This window comes from Chitinophaga jiangningensis (assembly GCF_900142605.1).
In the GTDB taxonomy this organism is placed as follows: Bacteria; Bacteroidota; Bacteroidia; order Chitinophagales; family Chitinophagaceae; genus Chitinophaga; species Chitinophaga jiangningensis.
Genome location: NZ_FRBL01000009.1, coordinates 147793 through 167175, shown reverse-complemented (window position 1 = coordinate 167175; position 19383 = coordinate 147793). Strand labels below are relative to the sequence as shown.

At 49.6% G+C, this 19383-nt stretch carries 14 protein-coding genes; 5 read left to right on the top strand and 9 right to left on the bottom strand.

Annotation, left to right across the window (positions count from 1 at the left end):
* Nucleotides 1–162: 162 nt before the first annotated feature.
* A complete protein-coding gene (locus BUB18_RS23055; protein ID WP_083550634.1) occupies nt 163–1401 on the top strand; it encodes a sensor histidine kinase in 1239 nt (412 codons plus the stop codon).
* Here the strand turns inward: BUB18_RS23055 and BUB18_RS23050 are convergent.
* The 3 genes from BUB18_RS23050 to BUB18_RS23040 form a co-directional block, all read right to left on the bottom strand.
* A complete protein-coding gene (locus BUB18_RS23050; RefSeq protein ID WP_073085589.1) occupies nt 1386–1796 on the bottom strand; it encodes a response regulator in 411 nt (136 codons plus the stop codon). The genes BUB18_RS23055 and BUB18_RS23050 overlap by 16 nt on opposite strands.
* A gap of 110 nt (nt 1797–1906) precedes the next feature.
* Nucleotides 1907–2374: a GNAT family N-acetyltransferase gene (locus BUB18_RS23045; protein ID WP_178372185.1), complete on the bottom strand. Its 468-nt coding sequence runs from the start codon at nt 2372–2374 to the stop codon at nt 1907–1909.
* Between the two features lie 15 nt (nt 2375–2389).
* Nucleotides 2390–3436 (bottom strand): glycoside hydrolase family 130 protein, encoded by a 1047-nt coding sequence (locus tag BUB18_RS23040; protein WP_073085587.1) that lies wholly within the window; start codon nt 3434–3436, stop codon nt 2390–2392.
* Between the two features lie 112 nt (nt 3437–3548).
* Here BUB18_RS23040 and BUB18_RS23035 point away from each other — a divergent pair, with 112 nt between their 5' ends.
* Nucleotides 3549–4430, top strand: a complete 882-nt coding sequence (locus BUB18_RS23035) for a DUF6515 family protein (protein WP_073085585.1) — start codon at nt 3549–3551, stop codon at nt 4428–4430.
* Between the two features lie 230 nt (nt 4431–4660).
* On the opposite strand, the gene BUB18_RS23030 is transcribed toward BUB18_RS23035, so the two are convergent.
* Entirely contained in the window at nt 4661–5425 is a 765-nt protein-coding gene (locus BUB18_RS23030; RefSeq protein ID WP_073085583.1) for a hypothetical protein, read from the bottom strand.
* A gap of 339 nt (nt 5426–5764) precedes the next feature.
* On the opposite strand from BUB18_RS23030, the gene BUB18_RS23025 reads away from it, so the two are divergent.
* Together BUB18_RS23025 and BUB18_RS23020 are read left to right on the top strand one after the other, a co-directional pair.
* Complete coding sequence (locus tag BUB18_RS23025; protein ID WP_073085581.1) at nt 5765–8650, top strand: glycosyl hydrolase family 18 protein; 2886 nt, start codon at nt 5765–5767, stop codon at nt 8648–8650.
* 197 nt (nt 8651–8847) lie between these two features.
* Nucleotides 8848–11358, top strand: coding sequence for a phosphocholine-specific phospholipase C (locus tag BUB18_RS23020; protein ID WP_073085579.1), 2511 nt, complete (start codon nt 8848–8850; stop codon nt 11356–11358).
* A 232-nt stretch (nt 11359–11590) separates the two neighbouring features.
* On the opposite strand, the gene pafA is transcribed toward BUB18_RS23020, so the two are convergent.
* The 5 genes from pafA to BUB18_RS22995 all read right to left on the bottom strand — a co-directional run bounded on the left by pafA (nt 11591) and on the right by BUB18_RS22995 (nt 18448).
* Nucleotides 11591–13252 (bottom strand): alkaline phosphatase PafA, encoded by a 1662-nt coding sequence (gene pafA, locus BUB18_RS23015; protein WP_073085577.1) that lies wholly within the window; start codon nt 13250–13252, stop codon nt 11591–11593.
* Between the two features lie 104 nt (nt 13253–13356).
* A complete protein-coding gene (locus BUB18_RS23010; protein ID WP_073085575.1) occupies nt 13357–14274 on the bottom strand; it encodes a glycerophosphodiester phosphodiesterase family protein in 918 nt (305 codons plus the stop codon).
* Nucleotides 14275–14539: 265 nt separating this feature from the next.
* Entirely contained in the window at nt 14540–15271 is a 732-nt protein-coding gene (locus BUB18_RS23005) for an MIP/aquaporin family protein (RefSeq protein WP_073085574.1), read from the bottom strand.
* A gap of 17 nt (nt 15272–15288) precedes the next feature.
* Entirely contained in the window at nt 15289–16782 is a 1494-nt protein-coding gene (gene glpK / locus BUB18_RS23000; RefSeq protein WP_073085572.1) for a glycerol kinase GlpK, read from the bottom strand.
* 64 nt (nt 16783–16846) lie between these two features.
* Entirely contained in the window at nt 16847–18448 is a 1602-nt protein-coding gene (locus BUB18_RS22995; protein WP_073085570.1) for a glycerol-3-phosphate dehydrogenase/oxidase, read from the bottom strand.
* Between the two features lie 156 nt (nt 18449–18604).
* Between BUB18_RS22995 and BUB18_RS22990 the strand changes: the two genes are divergently transcribed.
* On the top strand, nt 18605–19375 hold the full coding sequence (locus BUB18_RS22990) for a DeoR/GlpR family DNA-binding transcription regulator (RefSeq protein ID WP_317043092.1): 771 nt from the start codon (nt 18605–18607) through the stop codon (nt 19373–19375).
* The last annotated feature ends 8 nt before the right edge of the window (nt 19376–19383 follow it).

Here is a 19383-nt window from a genome sequence, read left to right as displayed (position 1 = left end):
CTTTATTTCTCCCCTTAAAAAAATTCGTTTATTGGTAGAAGTGATTCTAATTACTTGATATTCAAATAATAAACAAATATTGGTTATCAGGTATAATTGTTGTTACAACTTGAACCTGTATATGTAAACAAGTACGTAGTGTGTTGAAAAAACTGTTCATACATGGAACCAGACAGATCAAAGGAGAAAATAGCAGCAATGTCCCCAATAGAAAACATCACGCCACCATCTCTTGAATTTTCCGAACCCGTGGCTCAGGATTATGAACATGCCAAACAGCTAGAAGTACAGTCCACAGAGCGCCGTTATCAGAAGATGATTGATGAAGTAGAAGACTATGCCATCATCATGCTGGATGTAAACGGTATTGTACAGAACTGGAATAAAGGTGCACAGAAAATCAAAGGCTATTGCGAGGAAGAGATTTTAGGGAAGCATTTCAGCGTTTTCTACCCAAAGGAGGATCAACAGCGCGGCCTGCCGGAAAGACTGATTGGCCAGGCGGCCACGCAGGGTAAAGCTATTCACGAAGGCTGGCGTGTACGGAAGGATGGAACCAGCTTCTGGGGAAGCGTGGTCATCACCGCTATGCACGACAACGACGGGAGCATCATCGGGTTCTCTAAGGTTACCCGCGACCTCACCGAAAGAAAAATGGCAGAACAACAAATCCTGAAATATACGCAGCAGCTGGAATCCCAGAATAAAGAACTACAGAAATTTGCTTTTGCTGCAGCGCACGATATGAAGGAGCCGCTGCGTAAAATCCAGTTGTATAACAGCATGGTGCTCGAAGCGGAAGACCTGATGCTGAGCACCCGACAGAAGGATTACCTGCTGCGTTCTGCGGATGCCGCCAAACGTATGCAGGGCCTTATTGATGATATGCTCTCTTTTACCAAAGTATCCGAGCAATCCATCGCCTTCGAAAATGTAAACCTCCAGGATGTAGTGGAAGAACTCACTACCTTCTTTGCGGATACCCTGGAAGAAACCGGTGGTAAAATAGTGGCATCCAACCTGCCGGGCATCTACGGTATTCCATTCCAGGTTCGCCAGCTGCTGGAAAACCTGATCGGTAACTCGCTCAAATATCACCGTAAGGGAGTGCCACCTGAAATAGTAGTCACCGCAGGAGTGGAGTCCATCCTCAATCCATCTACCGGGCGCCAGGACAGCATCCTGCTATTAACAGTAGCGGATAATGGTATTGGCTTTGATCAGCATTATGCCATGAAGATTTTTGAAATGTTTGAACGCCTGCATACCAGGGATGAGTATCCGGGTACGGGTATCGGACTGGCCATCTGTCGTAAGATCGTAGAAAATCACCGGGGCACTATCCAGGCCATCAGCAAACCGGGAGAAGGCGCCGTGTTTAATATTTATCTGCCGGCATAATCATCACATAGCTCAAGGATTTCACTGGCAATAGCTTTCAGCCCGGTATTACTTACCGGTTTTACAAAATATTTTAATGCCCCGGCGGCCAGACAGCGGTCGATATGCGTCTTTTCCTCCGAAGTACTCCATACCACTTTAGGAATGTTAGTGTACTGTTCCAGCCTTTGCATCTTTTCCAATACCTCGCCGGCTGTCATCATAGGCATCTTATAATCCAATAGGATCAGGCTCGGGAAATTCTGCTTGCTACAAACCGCTAAATAATCAAATACCTGTTTTCCGTTTTGTACACAGTCAACATTAACATCGCTATCTATTAATTCCAGCATCTCCCTGATAAAAGCTCTGTCATCCTGATCATCGTCTGCCAGGAGAATTCTCTTCTTTATCATAGATTGGGTCAGGTAATAATCTTAAGGCTAAAATAAAGAAAAAGGAATAATTTTTTTAATTATAGTATAGGGAGATATTAAAGTCAGGTATTGCTCAAGGCCGCGGCTTTTTATAAAGCCATCTCCAGCACCAGCATGTGTTTGCAGGCGATACCGTTTTCGTATATTGGTTCCTGGTAATGCGTGGTGAAATAATCTTTCCGGATCGCCACTATTTCAAATCCCATTTTTTGGTAGAGATATAATTGTCCCACCGAGCTGTTGCCGGTGCCAATCATAAGGCCGCTGGCGCCGTTTTCCCTCGCGCGGGCTATGGCATGCTGCAATAATAATTTCCCTAAGCCCTGCCCCTGGAAATCGGCTGCCACAGCAAGGTTACGGATTTCTGGCCGGCCCGGTTCCTCTAGGGTTATCACGTACACCCCAATCAGCCGGTCCTCTTTTTCAGCTACGTATATGCGAGCCTGGTAGATGTAGGAACGAATCATTTCCTCCGATGGGTCTGCCAGCAAAAGCAGGTCCATGGGAAGCTCCTCGTAAGGAGCAATGGCACGTATGGTCACCTCAGATTTTTGCATCTGCAAATGTAGGCGCTATTGTAATCGACTTAAGATTTCCTGAATGGAAAATTTTGCACCGCATACAAATTCATCTGCTGCACCGTAATAAATAGTAAGTTCATCGCCATTCACAATATGGCCATTCGTAAACACCACATGCCCGAAGAAACCGGTGAGCTCATACGGCACCAGTGGCTCCATGATGGGCTCGTCTGTACGGGCCAGCACTTTCGAAGGCTGGTGTATATCCAGCAGCGCCGCTCCCAGGCAATAACGGTGCGCGGTATTAGCGCCATGGTAAATCATCAGCCAGCCCTTTTCTGTACGGATGGGTGCCGCACCTGCGCCCACACGGGCACTGTCCCACTTGCCTGGCCTGGATTTCAGCAGGCAGCGGTGATCGCCCCAGTGTAGCCCGTCAGGTGAAGAGGCCAACCAGATGTAATTACCTCCCAGCGATACGCTGCTAGGGCGGTGAAGGGCATAATACATCCCATGGATCAGCTCTTCAAACAGGGCACAGTCTTTATTATGTGGCGGTATTATCATGCCGTGGCTCTGAAACTCCTGGAAGTTTTGCGTCGTTTTCATACCTACTCCCACTCCGTTTTCTGAAACGGCAGTATAAGTGAGATAATAGCAGTCGCCCAGCTTACTCACGCGGCAGTCCTCCACCCCAAAGGCTTCTAAACTCCCCTTGCCATAAATCGGCGGATACGCGGGATCTTCCTTAAAATGAATACCATCTTCACTGGAAAAAAAGCGTAAATGAGAAAGGGTGGTCAGGAAATCGGCCCCCTGGTAGCTGATCACCCTTGCATCGGTGGCTATAAGGTCCGGATCGTCCAGCTTGATCTGCCGGATGGTCATGCTGCCATCGGCATTGAGCACCGGGAAGGAAAGGTGTACATCCGATTGCTCCGGCCGCTCCGCCACCCGTACCAGCAGCCAGGTTTTGCGGTCGTAGCTGAAAACCCCGGGGTTGAGCAGGCAGGCCACCTTTACGCCCTCTTTGCTGGGAGTGAGGTCTGCAGGCTTCAACAGCGGATTTTCCGGAAAACGACGGGCTATATCAGTCATAAATATCAATTTCTGCTTTACTATTTGTAACAATTTCCATGCGATAATTGTAATAACTGATACAAACAATTTTCCTGGGCATAGACTATTTACTCACTTCAAAAGCACAAACATGAATCTGCTTTTTGGAATTAGTCTGCGTTGCGTATGCCTTGCCACGTGTATTTTAATCGCTGAGGACGCTATTTCTCAACACCGTGGCGGAGGCAGGGGAGGTGGTGGGCAACACCAGCCAGCCCAGCGCAGGCAGGCGGCGCCTAACCGTAATACGCAGCACCGTCAGCCAGCCCAACAACGTAACACGCCCAACCGTAATGCGCCCAATCGTAATATTAACAACAACCGTAACATTAACAGCGGCAACCGTACGATTAACAACCAACACAATCTGAGCAATAACAATATTCATAATCGTAACGTCCATGTCGATAACCGGCATGTGAATAATGTGAACGTACATCGTAACAACGTGAATGTACACCGTAACGTGAATGTGGTAGTGCCTCCGCGCAGAGTATACCCCGGCCGTTATAATTACTACTACCATCCTTACCGCCCGTATGTAGGCTGGGGCCCGGCATGGCATCCGGTAGGTTTCTTCCTCGCCACACTAACGGCTACGGCTATCGTAGTATCAGTTAATAACGCCAAGTACCATTATGATCAGGGTGTATATTATACGCAGTCCTCTGCCGGTTACACCGCTGTGCCTGCGCCGTTGGGTGCGGTGGTTACCACCTTGCCAAGTGGCTATACCACGGTAAATGTGGGAGGATCGCCTTATTATTATTATGGCGGTGCATTTTATACCAGGGGAGGCTCTTCCTACACCGTGGTCAACCCACCCGTAGGCGCTATTATCACTAATGTGCCTTCAGGTGCACAGGAGGTAGAATACAGTGGTCAGAAATATGTAGTGTATAACGGTACCTACTATCAGCCTATCAATAACAACGGGCAGCAGGCATATGAAGTAGTACAGTGGGATGAATAACAATTCCCGAATGTGAAAATCATTTTCCCGATATGATGCATGGGGTTGAATGTCAAAGGGTTAATATTGCAGCAGGAATTGAGTACAAATAATTAGTTACCCTTATGAAGACCCATTGATTTTTCATCCATGTACCCCATAAGCATGCATCTAATCCGTTGATCTTATTTTGCTGCCCCAATCCATTGAAGGTTCTGTTGCACCAGGCAACAGAACCTTTTTTATACTGCTTATTGCTTAAAGAAATCTTGTGCGGTCGTGGTTTTTTCCACCCATGCACCACTGTTAGGCTTCATTACAAACTCACTCATTCCTACTTCCTTCGCACCCGGAGCCCAGTCATAAGTATAGCCAAGGCGCGTCCATGGATAATGGTAATCCGTGGCGGAGGTAAGCGTGTGGAAGTAGGCAAACAGGATGTAGTTGTTAAACCAGGTGATGTAATCGTTTGTGGCGGCTGGTACCAGCACGGCACCGGTAGTGGTGGTGGTAATGTCAGGGTTACCGGCGGGCCTGTACAACTGAGCGGCCTGCACCCACATCTGGGCAATATGTGTATTGGTTTTCGGATTGATCGGTGGTAGCCCCAACACCTGGCAGATGCGCAGAATCGTGTCGGTACCCGCACTCATGCTGGCAAGTTTTGCCTTCATCTGGCCCGGTGCAAAAAGGAATGACTCGCCCCAGGTAGTGGTGATGCTATCCCCCAGTGGGTAGCTGGAAGGGAAGCGCATAAACGTTGCCATGAGCACATACTGTTTGCCATTGATGGTTTTCCATTGCAGGCGTGTGTTCGTAGGCGTTATAGTCCACAGGGTGTCTATAATCTCCGAACTGTCGGCCGTCATGGCGTCTTTAATGGAATTTGCATACAGTGCGTTTACATCTGGTGCAGGTGTTACGGGGTCGTCATTTTTGCTGCAGGCAGCAGCACCACATAACAATAAAAGGCATACAATGCCGGGTAAAAGGTTACTTCGACGGGTGTTTTTCATAGTATTACTGGTTAATAAAAATGCTGGTTTCCTAGAGCGTGGCTTAAGTCAGGAGTGGTAACTAATTGAGATTGTGCTGCAAGTAATACAATAACTTCCAATTATCAAAATTTGACTGCTATATTATAACACGGGAAATATTTTTTTGTAGGATGGTACCTGTAGCAACCCTGTCCGACTACTTCTGATCGTGCGCCCTGTACTCGTGCAAATCCGTCAATAAATCCGTTAACCAAAAGCTGAACATAACCATTACCGGTCGGGCACTATATATCGTCAGGCATTCAAACAAAGCAATCTGTACTCATTATTTAACCACCATTAGTTTAAACTATCTGTATGACCACCAATTCTATCCGCATCGGCGCATGGGGGCGCCTGGTATCCCTGTGTTTACTGCTCTTTCCGCTATGCCAGGCCACTGCACAGGTGAGTCCACCTGTACCGGCTACCACCGCCCAGCACAACAAACAGGTGATCGGCTACATCACCCAGTGGGACGCCTGGAAAAATGTATCCGGCATCACACCGGCAGGAGGGTACAACCACCTGAATGTTGACTACTCGCAGTACACCATCCTCAACTTCTCCTTCTTTGGGGTGGCGCAGGATGGATCGCTGCACAGCGGCGACTTTCGTAACAAAAGCATTTACCAGGCAGGCGCGGTGCAAGCCCCGGCACCACTGGTAAATGAAGACATTTACAGCAGCTGGGATATGTACCTGCTGTACGGGGAGCTGGAAGTATTGTACTATATCAGTGATGGCAGCAATGCCTACAACCTGGGCTACCGCAACAGCGGAAGCGGGTGGACCAACGTCAACACCGGCAAAAGCGGCAGCTTCCCGCTTTCTATTCACAAAGCCGGCGGCGCACCAGGTATCATCGAACTGGCACACCAGAAAGGGGTGAAAGTACTGGCCTCCATCGGCGGATGGAGCATGTGCAAGCACTATCCTGAAATGGCCGCCGACTCCGTAAAACGCAATCGGTTCATCGCCGGCATTCAAACGCTGATCAGCATGGGATTTGACGGCGTGGACTTCGACTGGGAATATCCCAATGATCCCGGTATGAACATCGTTAACTACAGCCCCGCCGACTATACGAACTTCGCCATACTCATGGAGAAAGTTCGTGCCGCCATCGGGCCTAACAAATTGATGACCTCCTGCTTTTCCGCCAGCCCCTCCAAGCTCGCCGGATTCGACTGGCCGCGGCTCAACAACTCCCTGGACTATTTTGATATGATGACGTATGATTACAATGGTGGCTGGTCCAACAAAGCAGGGCACAACGCGCCATTGTATGATTATCCCGGTGCCGAGTATAACAACTTCTCCCTGCATGCTACCACCACCGCATTGCAGGCACTGGGCGTGAACATGAGTAAAGTAAATCTGGGTGCGCCGTTTTATGGTCGCGGTGTAATCACCAATGGCAACGCCGCCCTGAATGCACCTACCGTTAAAAGAGCAGAAACCGTGCAGCCGGACGGTCCTATCCAAACCGCTGCCGACTATACGAACTGGGCCCGCGACCTGTACGATGGTACGCCGACCTACAGCTACATCCTTCAACAAACAGCCTCCGGCTGGACGGAACACTGGGACAGCTTAGCGCAGGTGCCATACAAAACAAAAGGCAGCTATTTCCTCAGCTACGATAACCCGGCTTCCATCGCTGCAAAGGCACAGTACATCAAGGACCATAACCTTGCCGGTGTGATCATCTGGCAGGTGTTTGGTGATATGCTCAACATGACCAGCAGCACCGTTTCCAAAGGAAAACTGATCTACTGCCCTAATACCACGAGTCCGCTCGTAAACAAAATCAATGAAGTATTTGCAAATGGTGCCCTGCCCAATAAACCACCCACCGTACAGATAACGTCGCCTGCTAATAACGCCACCTTCGCAGGCCCGGTGAACATTGCCATTACTGCCGCCGCTTCCGACAGCGACGGTGTAGTGAGCAGCGTGGCTTTCTATAACGGCAGTACGCTACTGGGAACCGTAAACAGTGCCCCGTTCACCTATACATGGAATGGGGTAACTGCCGGTAGCTACGCTTTGAAAGCTATCGCTACAGATAATAAAAACGCAAGTACTACATCTCCCGTAATAAATATTACAGTAACTGGTGCAGCCAACAAACCACCTGTGGTAAGTATTACTGCGCCTGCAAATAATGCAACCTACACGGCGCCTGCGAGCATTACTATTTCCGCAGCCGCATCTGATAGTGATGGCGTAGTGAAATCAGTAGCCTTCTACAGAGGTACCACACTGCTGGGTACTGATACCACTGCACCTTACAGCTATAGCTGGACAGGTGCGGCAGCCGGCGGTTATACCCTTACTGCCCGCGCTACTGATAACCTGGGTGCAGTTAAAACCAGCGATACGGTGCACGTTACAGTAAACCCTGCCAACGTGTTCCCTACCGTCTCCATCACCACACCCGCTAATAATACTACATATACTGCCCCCGCAGCGGTTACTATTGCCGCCACGGCCGCCGACAGCGATGGCAGTATCAAATGGGTGCAGTTTTATAATGGCACCGCATTGCTTAATACTGATAGTGTAGCACCCTACACTTACACCTGGAATAACGTGGGTGCCGGTACCTACGCACTCACGGCTAAAGCTACCGATAACCTTAATGCAGTGACCACCAGCGCAACGGTGAACATTACGGTAAATGGCAGCACTGGCAACAACTGTAACGGTATTCCATTATGGAGTGCTACACAGGTATATTGGGCCAACGACTCCGCCGTATATAACGGTAACGTATATAGGGCAAAATGGTGGACGCTCAACAATCAACCGGATCTCAATACCGGCGATGGTAAACCATGGTTGCTGGTGCGTGCATGTACCGGCAGTCTCGCAGCTGTCACTGGTAACGCCACCATGACGAAAGCACCGTCTGACGCCGCTGACGCTACCGATGATGCCGTTGTCGTATATCCGAACCCGGTAGGTGCATCGGATGCGCAACTGCGTTTTCATGGTAATAAAGGCGACCTCTACCTGATTGAAATTACTGCGTTGAATAGTGCAGCGCCGGTAGTAAGGCAGGTGCATACGCCTGGCAGTAAAGGGTTACAGCAGGTACGGCTGGATCTGAGTAAAGTGCCGGCAGGTACCTGGTTTGTAAGAATTGTTAGTAGGGATAGCGGGAAGGTGAGAAGTGTGAAGTTGATTAAACTTTAATTTTTTTTATTCCGATGGTTTGGTATAGGCCTTCGGCCTGTACCAAACCATCGGTGTTTATAGCCCCGCCGGTGGCGGGGCTATAAACACCGATAAACCCGTATGAGTTAAGAAATTATTAAGTATAACCATCCATCAAAAAATACATCTTCACAAAAATAACTTTGCTATTTTATCGGAATAATCAAGCAAACTCTATGACCGACACGAGAAGGGACTTCCTCAAGAAGTCAGCATTACTCTCCGGTGCAGCCGGGCTCTCCACACTACTACCTGCATCCATTCAAAAAGCTATGGCCATCAATCCCGCGCCAGGCAGCACTTTCCTGGATGCAGAACATATAGTAATCCTAATGCAGGAAAACCGCTCTTTCGACCACTGCTTCGGTGCATTGCAGGGCGTCAGAGGCTTTAACGACCCAAGGGCTGTTATCCTTCCGGATGGTAAACCTGTATGGTGTCAAACAGATGAACATGGTAAAACATTCGCACCTTTCCGTTTCGATATGAAAGGCTCAAAGGTAACCTGGATGGGCTCTCTGCCACATTCAAGGGCCAGCCAGGTAGATGCTTACAATGAAGGGAAATACGACAAATGGCTGCTCGCAAAAAAATCCGGTAACAAAGATTATGCAGCAATGCCGCTCACACTGGGGTATTTCAGTCGCCAGGACATTCCTTTCAACTACGCCATGGCAGATGCTTTCACCGTATGTGATCAGAACTTCTGCTCCGCCATGACGAGCACTACACCTAACCGTTCTTTCTTCTGGACAGGTAAAATTACCCATGAAGATAACGGTGATATGAAAGCGCATATCCGCAACGACAACTACAGCTACGCAAAACTGGGATGGAAAACGTTTCCGGAGCTGCTGTCGGAAAATAACATCGACTGGAAATTTTATCAGAATGAAATTAGCTGTGGCGGCGGATTTAAAGGAGAGGAGCGGGCATGGCTCGCTAACTTTGGTTGTAACCTGCTGGAATTCTTCGCCGCTTACAATGTGAAGTTTTCTAAAAAATATATTGAGAGCCTGGTGTCGCAGGTAGAAACATTACCTGGTGAAATTAACAGGCTGCAGGAAGCCAGTCCATCCTCGGAAGAGGCTGCCCGCAAGAACCAGATTGCACTCGGCAAAAAGCTGGAAGCCCTTGACAACGCTGCGTCTGAGCTGAAGAAATGGAACAAGGAATCCTATGCGCAACTTACACCGGAACAAAAAGCATTGTATGATCGCGCATTCGTGGTGAATGCCGGCGATCCTGCATATAGAAACGTTACTACTTTCAAATACAAGGATGGTGGCGCAAAAAGGGAAGTGACGGTTCCGGCCGGCGACCTGTTCCATCAGTTTCGTAAAGATGTAAATGAAGGCAAGCTGCCTACGGTTTCCTGGCTGGCAGGTCCACAGAACTTCAGTGATCACCCGAGTGCGCCATGGTACGGTGCCTGGTACGTATCTGAAGTATTGGACATCCTAACCAACAACGAAGAAGTATGGAAGAAAACCATCTTCATCCTCACCTATGATGAAAACGATGGTTACTACGATCACGTGGTGCCCTATTCAATTTACGATGAAAAGAAACCAGGTACCGGCGCCGCATCAGCAGGCATTGAAACAGAACTGGAGCATGTGCGCCTGGAGGCAGAAATTCGCCAGGGTGTGCCGGAAAAAGGAGCCCGCGGCGCCGCTGTAGGACTCGGTTTCAGGGTGCCTATGGTGATTGCCAGCCCATGGAGCAGGGGAGGTAAAGTATGTTCTGAAATTTATGATCATACCTCTACCATCCAGTTCCTGGAAACTTTCGTGAACCAGAAATACAAGAAAAATATTCATTTGGATAATATCAGTGCGTGGCGCCGTACCATTTGTGGCGACCTCACCGCTGCCTTTAGCCCGTATGACCCAACGGTACCAGGCAAGCTGCCATTCCTCAAACAGCAGCAAATGGTAGAAAATATCTACAACGCTAAGTTTAAGGATTTACCTACAGGATTCAAACAGCTGGATGATGCAGCCATACAGCAGATCAGCGCCAACGGCTTGCGCCTGCAGGAGCCGGGAGTACGCCCATCGTGCGCGCTGCCTTACGAGCTATATGCAGATGCGCGGATGGATGCCGCATCTGGTCAGCTGTACATCGACCTAAAGGCCGGTAACAAATTCTTTGGTAAAGCCGCTGCAGGGTCGCCATTTACTGTGTATACCACTGGTGCTTACGAAGGCAACAAGGGCCGCAACTGGTCGTTTGCCGTAAAAGCCGGAGATGCGCTGCACTACAAATGGGCACTGGCAGATTTTGATGGTGGCCAGTATGAACTGCACCTGCAGGGGCCTAATGGTTTCTTCCGTCAGTTCAATGGTGATAAAAATGATCCGGGTGTACAGGTGCAAACCACTTATGAAACAGCAGGCATCACCGCCAAACCTACTGGTAATGCGGTGTTGAAACTGGTCAATCATAGCGGCCAGCCTCGAACGATCACTATTGCAGATAATGCTTATGGTAATAAATCGATTAGTCGCACCCTGGCAGCCAATGCTACTGAACAGGTAGTATTACCACTGGGCAAAAGCCACGGCTGGTATGATTTTACTGTGAAAGCGGAAGGGTTTAATCAGTTTGCACAACGCTTTGCCGGCAGAGTGGAAACAGGTAAGGAATCGGTGACCGATCCGTTTATGGGAGGAGTGGCTTGATCCTTTAAACTCCGGGTAACATACAGCAGTGCCGCGCCCAGCCACAATACTCCTCCAGGTAATCAACAGCCGCGTGCGGCCGCAGGACTCCTTCGGGTAACAACACCGGCGCAGCGCGGCCCTCGCGGGATGACACCGAAGGTGTCATCCCCACAAATTCGCTAAAATCATCCAAACAAAAAGGGTCGTTTCACCTTGCGTGAAACGACCCTTTTCTATTCATCATTATTCTCTACTTAGTTGTATTCGCCGTTTGCGTAATTGCCGTCACCGGCTTTCCTACGCAACCATTCGGCATCTGGATATGCAGCATAGCGGCCAGTGTAGCGGCAATGTCTGTCATATGGGTGATGTCGTTGGTTTGGCCGTTTTTAATATGCCAGCCCATAAACACCAGTGGAATGTGGATGTCGTAAGGGTTCCAGTTACCGTGCGTGGTACCTTTTGCACTACCGGCAAACCATCCTGGTTCAGGAATGATCATTACCTGGCCGGTGCGTTTTGGATTGTAACCGTTAGCGATCATGGATTTGATAGGCTCAGGAACTGCGCTGTTACCGATGTTTTCGATATCTACTGCGAACTGGATGCCCGGTTGTTTAACGAGGAAATCAACGGTTACTTTTTTGATTGCGTCGAAGTTCAGGTTAGTATTTGCGGCAATCTTTTGCAGATCAAAGTTTACATGATAGTTCTGGAAAGATTTCACCAGTCCTTCTACACCGAATTTGTCTTTCAGGAGTGTATTCAGTTCAGGCATTGTTTTCCTGTCCTGTGCCAGGCCGGCAGGGAGGTTATGTTCTTTCATAAACTCGATGGCATGCGCGGCGCCGTGGTCAGCAGTGAGGAAAACGAGGTAGTTGCCTTTACCTACTTTTTTATCCAGGAAGCTGAAGAAAGCCGACAGGTCTTTGTCAAGACGCAGGTAGGTGTCTTCCACTTCGATGGAGTTAGGACCAAACTGGTGACCTACGTAGTCGGTAGAGGCGCAGTTGATGGTCAGGAAATCCGTAACGGTGTTGTTACCGAGGTCGTAGCCTTCTACTGCAGCTTTGGCAAAATCCAGGGTGAGGGTATTGCCGAAAGGCGTAGAACGCAGACTGCCTGGGTCTTTTGCATAGATCGCAGGGAGATTATGCGGGAATACCGGGGCAGTTTCTGTTTTATAAGGACCTTCCCAGCGGTTATCATCCGCAGTGCTTTGCACGTAGGTGGCGATGGGATACAGTGGGTTCCATGGTTTGGACATCAGCTGCTGTGGCTCTTTACGTGCGTTGAATTTCTTTACCCATTCCGGTAAATCATTCATGTAGTAGTTGCTGGTGATAAAGCTGGCGTTGGCATCGTCGAGCCAGAAGGCGCCATCAGGCGTGTGTCCGGCAGGGAGGATGGAGGCGCGGTCTTTCAGGGATACGCCTACTACTTTGGATCGGAAGTTGGTAGCCAGTTTCAGTTCATCGGTGATGGTGGATGCCAGCAGGTTGCGGGGCGACATCTTACCAGCGTCGCTATTGCTGCCTACTGGTGATACGGTGGTATCTTCAGTGCAATACCATTTTCTGCCTGTCACCTGGTCGGTCCAGTCGTTACCGGTAATGCCGTGGATGGCAGGTACAGAGCCGGTATAGACGGTACTGTGACCTACAGCAGTAAAGGATGGAAGGTGGCTGATATAGGTGTTTTCGCAGGAGAAACCTTCTCCCAGCATGCGTTTGAAGCCACCAGCTTCATAGCGGTCGTAGTACCTGTACAGGTAATCCCATCTCATCTGATCTACTACAATTCCTACAATCAGCTTTGGTTTTGCATTCACCTGCGCTACTGCTGAGAAGCTTTGCATTACTGCTACTGCTCCCAGTATTAGTGCGCTCACCGTTCTTTTGGATACTGTCATGTCGTTTTGTTGTTGATTTTACAAGGCTGTATAAAAAATCGAGCGTCAAACTTATCAAATAATGGTTTGAATTCGAATTTTTTTTATGCGAACGGTAAATCGGCTTAGAGTCCGGCAGCCGCGAAATGGTTAGGATAGTCGGTGATGATACCGTCCACACCCATTTTGCGCAGTTCTTTCATTTTATCGGCTTCCTGTACCGTCCATGGAACAATCACCATTTTCTGTGCATGGCATTTCTGTACCAGCTCTGGTGTGACCATCTCATAATAAGGATTGTAGAAGTAAGGTGTGAATCCTAAAGCTTTCATATTTTCCTCGAAGGTCACTTTTTTATCACCAGTAAGGAATCCTAATTTAATGTTAGGGTATCTGCGGTGCATTACCTGCAGCGGACGCATGTCGAATGACTGCACATAGAGGCGGTGGCCCAGTTTGCCCAGTTGCTTTACTGCCATCATTTTAGTGATATACTCTTCAGGTGCCGGTTGTTCGGTGCCATCGGTTTTTTCACTGGATTTGATTTCCAGCAGGTAGTAGGCAGGAGGGAGGTGGTGTTTTTTCGTATAGGCTTCCACGGAGTCGATCATTTCTCCCAGCAGGGGCGCGTAGCTGCGCATGCGTTGTTGCTCAGGGAAGGCCGGGTATGCTTTTTCACCGATGATGAACGGACGGATGTCTTTGTAGTCCATCTGGTAAAAAGTATATTTTTTTCTTTCTTCCGGGGAGATGTCAGCGCCGTCAGGCTTGGTGGTATAGCTGGGGGTAAAAGACGCGTCGTGGTATACTACCACCTGGCCATCTTTGGTGATGTGGATGTCGAACTCGATGGTGTTTGCGCCGGCTTCCAGGCCCTTGTACATGGCGGGGATGGTGTTCTCCGGCATGAGGCCGCGTGTGCCGCGGTGACCTACTTTAAATACTTTAGGATCGTTGCCTTTTTTTGCTGAAGGAATGGTGAATGCTGAAATAGCAGCAGCAAGTGCTAATGCACTAACGGCAAAGGTTGTTTTTTTATGCATGGTAATATTTTTTACTTGTTGGTTTGGTCAGGGCCTTCGGCCCTTGATGCGATCTTTTTTTAGCTCGCAAAGCAGCAAAGCAGGTAAGCAGCAAAGGATTTTGTTTTGTTGTTTACCGGAGGAGATGAGAGCGGAGCCCTCATCTCCTCCGGTTTTCCCGAGGGCCTTCGGCCCTCGGGAAAACCGGAAAAAGAAATTGCAGGTCTTTGCTGCTTACCTGCTTTGCTGCTTTGCGCGAAAAGAAGTCCGCCGAAGGCGGACCCGGTTACGGTTGTAAAGCCAGGTAAAGTGCAGCCGCAAGAGCAGCACCAATTACCGGCCCTAAAACGGGTACCCACGCATATCCCCAATCACTGCCTCCTTTCCCTTTAATAGGTAACAGCTGATGCATGATACGCGGCCCCAGGTCTCTCGCCGGATTAATAGCATAACCCGTAGTACCTCCCAGGGAAAGGCCGATGACCCATACCACGAAGGCCACTGGAATAGCGCCTAAAGAACCCATACCAATCGGCTCTTTGGTATCGCCGAATTCAGCACCGGCGAAATAGAATACGGCAAAAAGGAGTACAAAGGTGCCGGTGATTTCACAGATAAGGTTGAGCGCAGTATTGCGTATAGCCGGTTCCGTGCAAAAGGTAGCTCGTTGTAAACCTGTGTCGGGCGTGTTATCGTAATGCGCTTTGTAGTTGAGCCATACAAGGGTAGTGCCCACCATGGCGCCGAGCATTTGCGCTGCCAGGAAGGAGGGTACCTGTGCCCACGCGAATTTGCCAGCTACGGCAAGGCCGATGGTAACAGCAGGGTTGAGATGAGCGCCGCTCACCGGACCGGCTATTACTACGCCAGTGAATACGGCCAGTGCCCATCCGGTGGTGATCACGATCCATCCGCCACCGTTGCCTTTGGTTTTGTTGAGTACCACATTGGCTACTACGCCGTTACCAAGGAGGATTAGGAGGGCAGTGCCCAGAAATTCTGCAATAAAGGGTGTCATAACGAGGTTTTAAATATTTATAGGTTTGCCCATGTTTTGGCGGTCGTTACTGCTTTGTTCCAGCCGGCAATCCAGGTTTCACGCTGTGCTGCGTCTCCGTTTGGTGTAAAGCATTTTTCCATGTTCCACTGGCTGCGGATCTCTTCCAGATCCTGCCAGTAGCCGGTAGCTAAACCTGCGAGGTAGGCGGCGCCAAGAGCAGTGGTTTCCGTTATACCAGGCCTTACTACCTGCGATTGCAGGATGTCGGCCTGAAATTGCATCAATAAGTTATTGGCTGTGGCGCCACCGTCTACCCGCAGTTCTTTTATGCTGATGTTGGCATCTGCCTCCATTGCTTTTAATACGTCCATGGTCTGGTATGCAATGCTTTCCAATGCTGCGCGGGCAATGTGACCGGAGTTAGTGCCCCTTGTCATACCCACCAGTGTGCCGCGTGCATGCTGATCCCAGTGTGGTGCTCCCAGGCCTGCAAATGCCGGTACCAGGTATACGCCATCGTTTTGTGGTATGCTGGCTGCCAGTGCTTCCACCTCTGAAGAAGCGCGGATGATGCCCAGCCCGTCGCGCAGCCACTGCACAATAGCTCCGGCGATGAAGATGCTGCCTTCCAGTGCGTAGTTCACCTGGCCATTTACCTTCCATGCAACAGTGGTCAGCAGGTTATTGTTGCTGAGAATTGGTTTTTCACCGATGTTCATGAGCATAAAGCATCCGGTGCCATAGGTGTTTTTCACCATGCCCGGTGCAGTACACATTTGTCCGAACAGGGCTGACTGCTGATCGCCGGCAATACCTGCAATCGGAATTTCAGTGGCAAACACACCGGTGGCGGTGTGGCCGTAAACTTCACTGGACTCTTTTACTTCCGGTAATACCGAAGCGGGGATGTCCAGCAATGCCAGCAGTTCTTCATCCCATTGCTGGGTGTGAATGTTGAACAGCATAGTGCGGGAAGCATTGGTAATATCAGTGGCATGCACAGCGCCATGGGTAAGGTTCCATATCAGCCAGCTGTCGATGGTACCAAAGGCAAGTTCTCCTTTGGCAGCCAGTTCGCGGGCACCATTCACGTTGTCGAGTATCCATTTTATTTTGGTGCCGGAAAAATAGGCATCGATCACGAGTCCGGTTTTTTCGCGGATCATCGGCTCTTTACCGGCTGCTTTCAGGCTGTCGCAGTAGCCGGCGGTGCGGCGGTCCTGCCATACGATGGCGTTATATATTGGTTTACCGGTTGTTCTGTTCCATACAACGGTGGTTTCGCGCTGGTTGGTAATACCGATGGCGGCTACGTGGGTGCCTTCGAGGCCTGCTTTGGCAATGGCTTCGGTGGCCACGCCTATCTGGCTGCTCCAGATTTCCATCGGGTCATGTTCTACCCATCCCGGCTGCGGGAAGATCTGGGTAAATTCTTTTTGTGCTACAGATTTGATACTGCCGCTTTTATCGAAAAGGATAGCTCTTGAGCTGGTGGTGCCCTGGTCCAGTGCCATTATGTACCTGTTCATTGTTTTTCGTTTTATCGTGGATAGAAGGTTTTACTCAGATGGTGCAAACTGCGAGTTTACTATTTTATGCTGTTATTGGCAAAGGCTGTTGTTGTTTTTGTGGTGAAAGGAGGTAGTGCTGCGCCATGGCGGTAAATTCAGCTACCTGCGCCTGTTCCCATTCTTTTCCTTTTCCGTTGATGGCGGCCATGATGGCGGCTACGGCTGGCGCCATGGCAATTGCTGCGGCGGCGTCGAGGAAAAGTGCGCGGAGGCGGCGTGCGAGGACGTCTTCCACGGTATGCGCCATTTCATGTTCGGTGGCCCAGGCTACCTGTGCTTTGATATACGGGAATGCAGGATGCAGTTGCGCTGCCATTTCCGGATGCCGTACAATATATGATTTTATACTGGCAGCTTCGCTACCGTAAACATCTAATGGTGCGCCGTCGGTAGGGCGGAGTTGGTAGCCGGTGATGCGCAGGTCTTTGGTGCGACAAGCCACCGGTGTGAGGCCACCTTTGCTGATGGCCAGGTTTACCGTGTCTTCGGCCATGCGGCGGAAGGTGGTCCATTTACCACCGGTGATAGTGATGAGGCCGGAATCGGCTACCATTAATTTATGGCTGCGTGAAATTTCTTTGGTGCTGCCGGTATTTTTTTGTGGTGCTGCCAGCGGGCGTAATCCTGCAAATACGCTTTTCACATCTTTACGTGTAGGGATGCGCGTTAGGTATTGTGCGGCTGTGTTTAAGATGAATTCTATTTCCTGTTCGAGTGCCACCGGTTCCAGGCTGTGTTCATTCAGCGGGGTATCCGTAGTGCCGAGCAGCACTTTCTCATGCCATGGAACGGCAAAGAGCACGCGGCCGTCGGAGGTTTTAGGGATCATGATGGCGCTGTCGCTGTCGAGGAATTCCTTATCGAGTACCAGGTGTACACCCTGACTGGGTCTTACCATATTGGGGGCGCCTGGGTTATCCATTTGCAGTACTTCATCTACAAACACGCCGGTGGCGTTGATGACTACTTTAGCGTTGATGTCCAGCTGCTGACCTGTATCAATATCCTGGGCGCTTGCGCCGCTGATTTGTCCGTTTGTTTTTTTCAGGCCTGTTACTTTGCAGTAGTTGAGCAGCACGGCGCCGTGGGCGGCGGCTGTTTGTGCTACGTTAACAGCGAGGCGGGCATCGTCAAACTGGCCGTCGTGGTAAACGATACCTCCTTTCAGTCCGGCGGCCTTGATGTTGGGGAGGCGGCTGGTAACGGCATTTTTGCCGATATGGTGTGATTTGCCCAGGCTCAGTTTACCCGAGAGCAGATCGTATACTTTCAGTCCGATCGTATAGAAAGGTCCCTGCCACCAGCTATAGTGGGGGATAATAAATTGTTGGTTATGTGCCAGGTGAGGGGCGTTGGCCAGCAAAAGGCCCCTTTCATACAAGGCTTCACGTACCAGGGCGATGTCTCCCTGTGCGAGATATCTGACGCCGCCATGTACCAGTTTAGTGCTGCGACTGGAAGTGCCTTTGGCAAAGTCGGCCTGCTCCAGCAGCAGGGTTTTATAGCCGCGACTGGCGGCATCCATGGCTATGCCCAGGCCGGTGGCGCCACCACCGATGATGAGGATGTCCCAGGTTTGCTGGGAGTGATTGCTGACCTGCTGTAAGGCTTCTGACCGCTTCATGAGTGAAATCCTTTTCTTTTGTTTTGTTTGAGATATTTCGTTTTCGTTTGCAAGATAAAACGAAACATAACGAAACCAAAATAAACAATTAAATGAAAAAAAAGAAAATAATTCGATATTTGGTAAATCAAGCATTCAAAAGGTTAATTTTACGTTATGTCTATGATAAACATTGCTGAACGCCATAAATATATATTGGACAGGCTGCAGGAGAAGAACGCCGTTTCGGTGATCGACCTCTGCCGTGAATTAGATGTTTCGGCTGTTACAATCCGAAAGGACCTGAAACTGCTGGAGGATAAATCGTTATTATACCGTACCCACGGAGGCGCCACTACCGCCAATCCTTATACGAATGATAAGCCGGTAAATGAAAAGGAGCATATCCGTAGGGATGAGAAGAGTGCCATAGGCATAGCGGCGGCCAATCTTATCAATAAGGACGATGCGATCATTATCGCCTCAGGGACCACCGTACAGGCGCTTGCCAGGCATATACAGCCTAAAGGGCAGCTAACGGTGATTACAGGTGCTTTAAACGTTTCCCTGGAACTGCTGCGGCATACCGACATAGAAATAATACAGCTGGGCGGTAGCCTGCGCAACAGCTCTACTTCGGTAACGGGGCCTTATGCCGAGCGGGTACTGGCGGATTTCTCCTGTAGTAAATTATTTTTAGGGGTAGATGGTATTGACCTCGAATTTGGATTTACCACTACGCATATCATGGAAGCACATCTGAATCAGAAAATGATTGCCACCGCACAAAAAACAATTGTGCTGGCAGATTCCAGTAAGTTTGGAAAGCGGGGTTTCGGAAGGATTTGCGGGATGGAAGATGTAGATGAAATTATAACCGATAAAGGGGTGCCGCCCCATATTGTGAAGCAGTTGGAAGATGCGGGTGTGAAGGTAACAATCGTTTAAATTGTTTT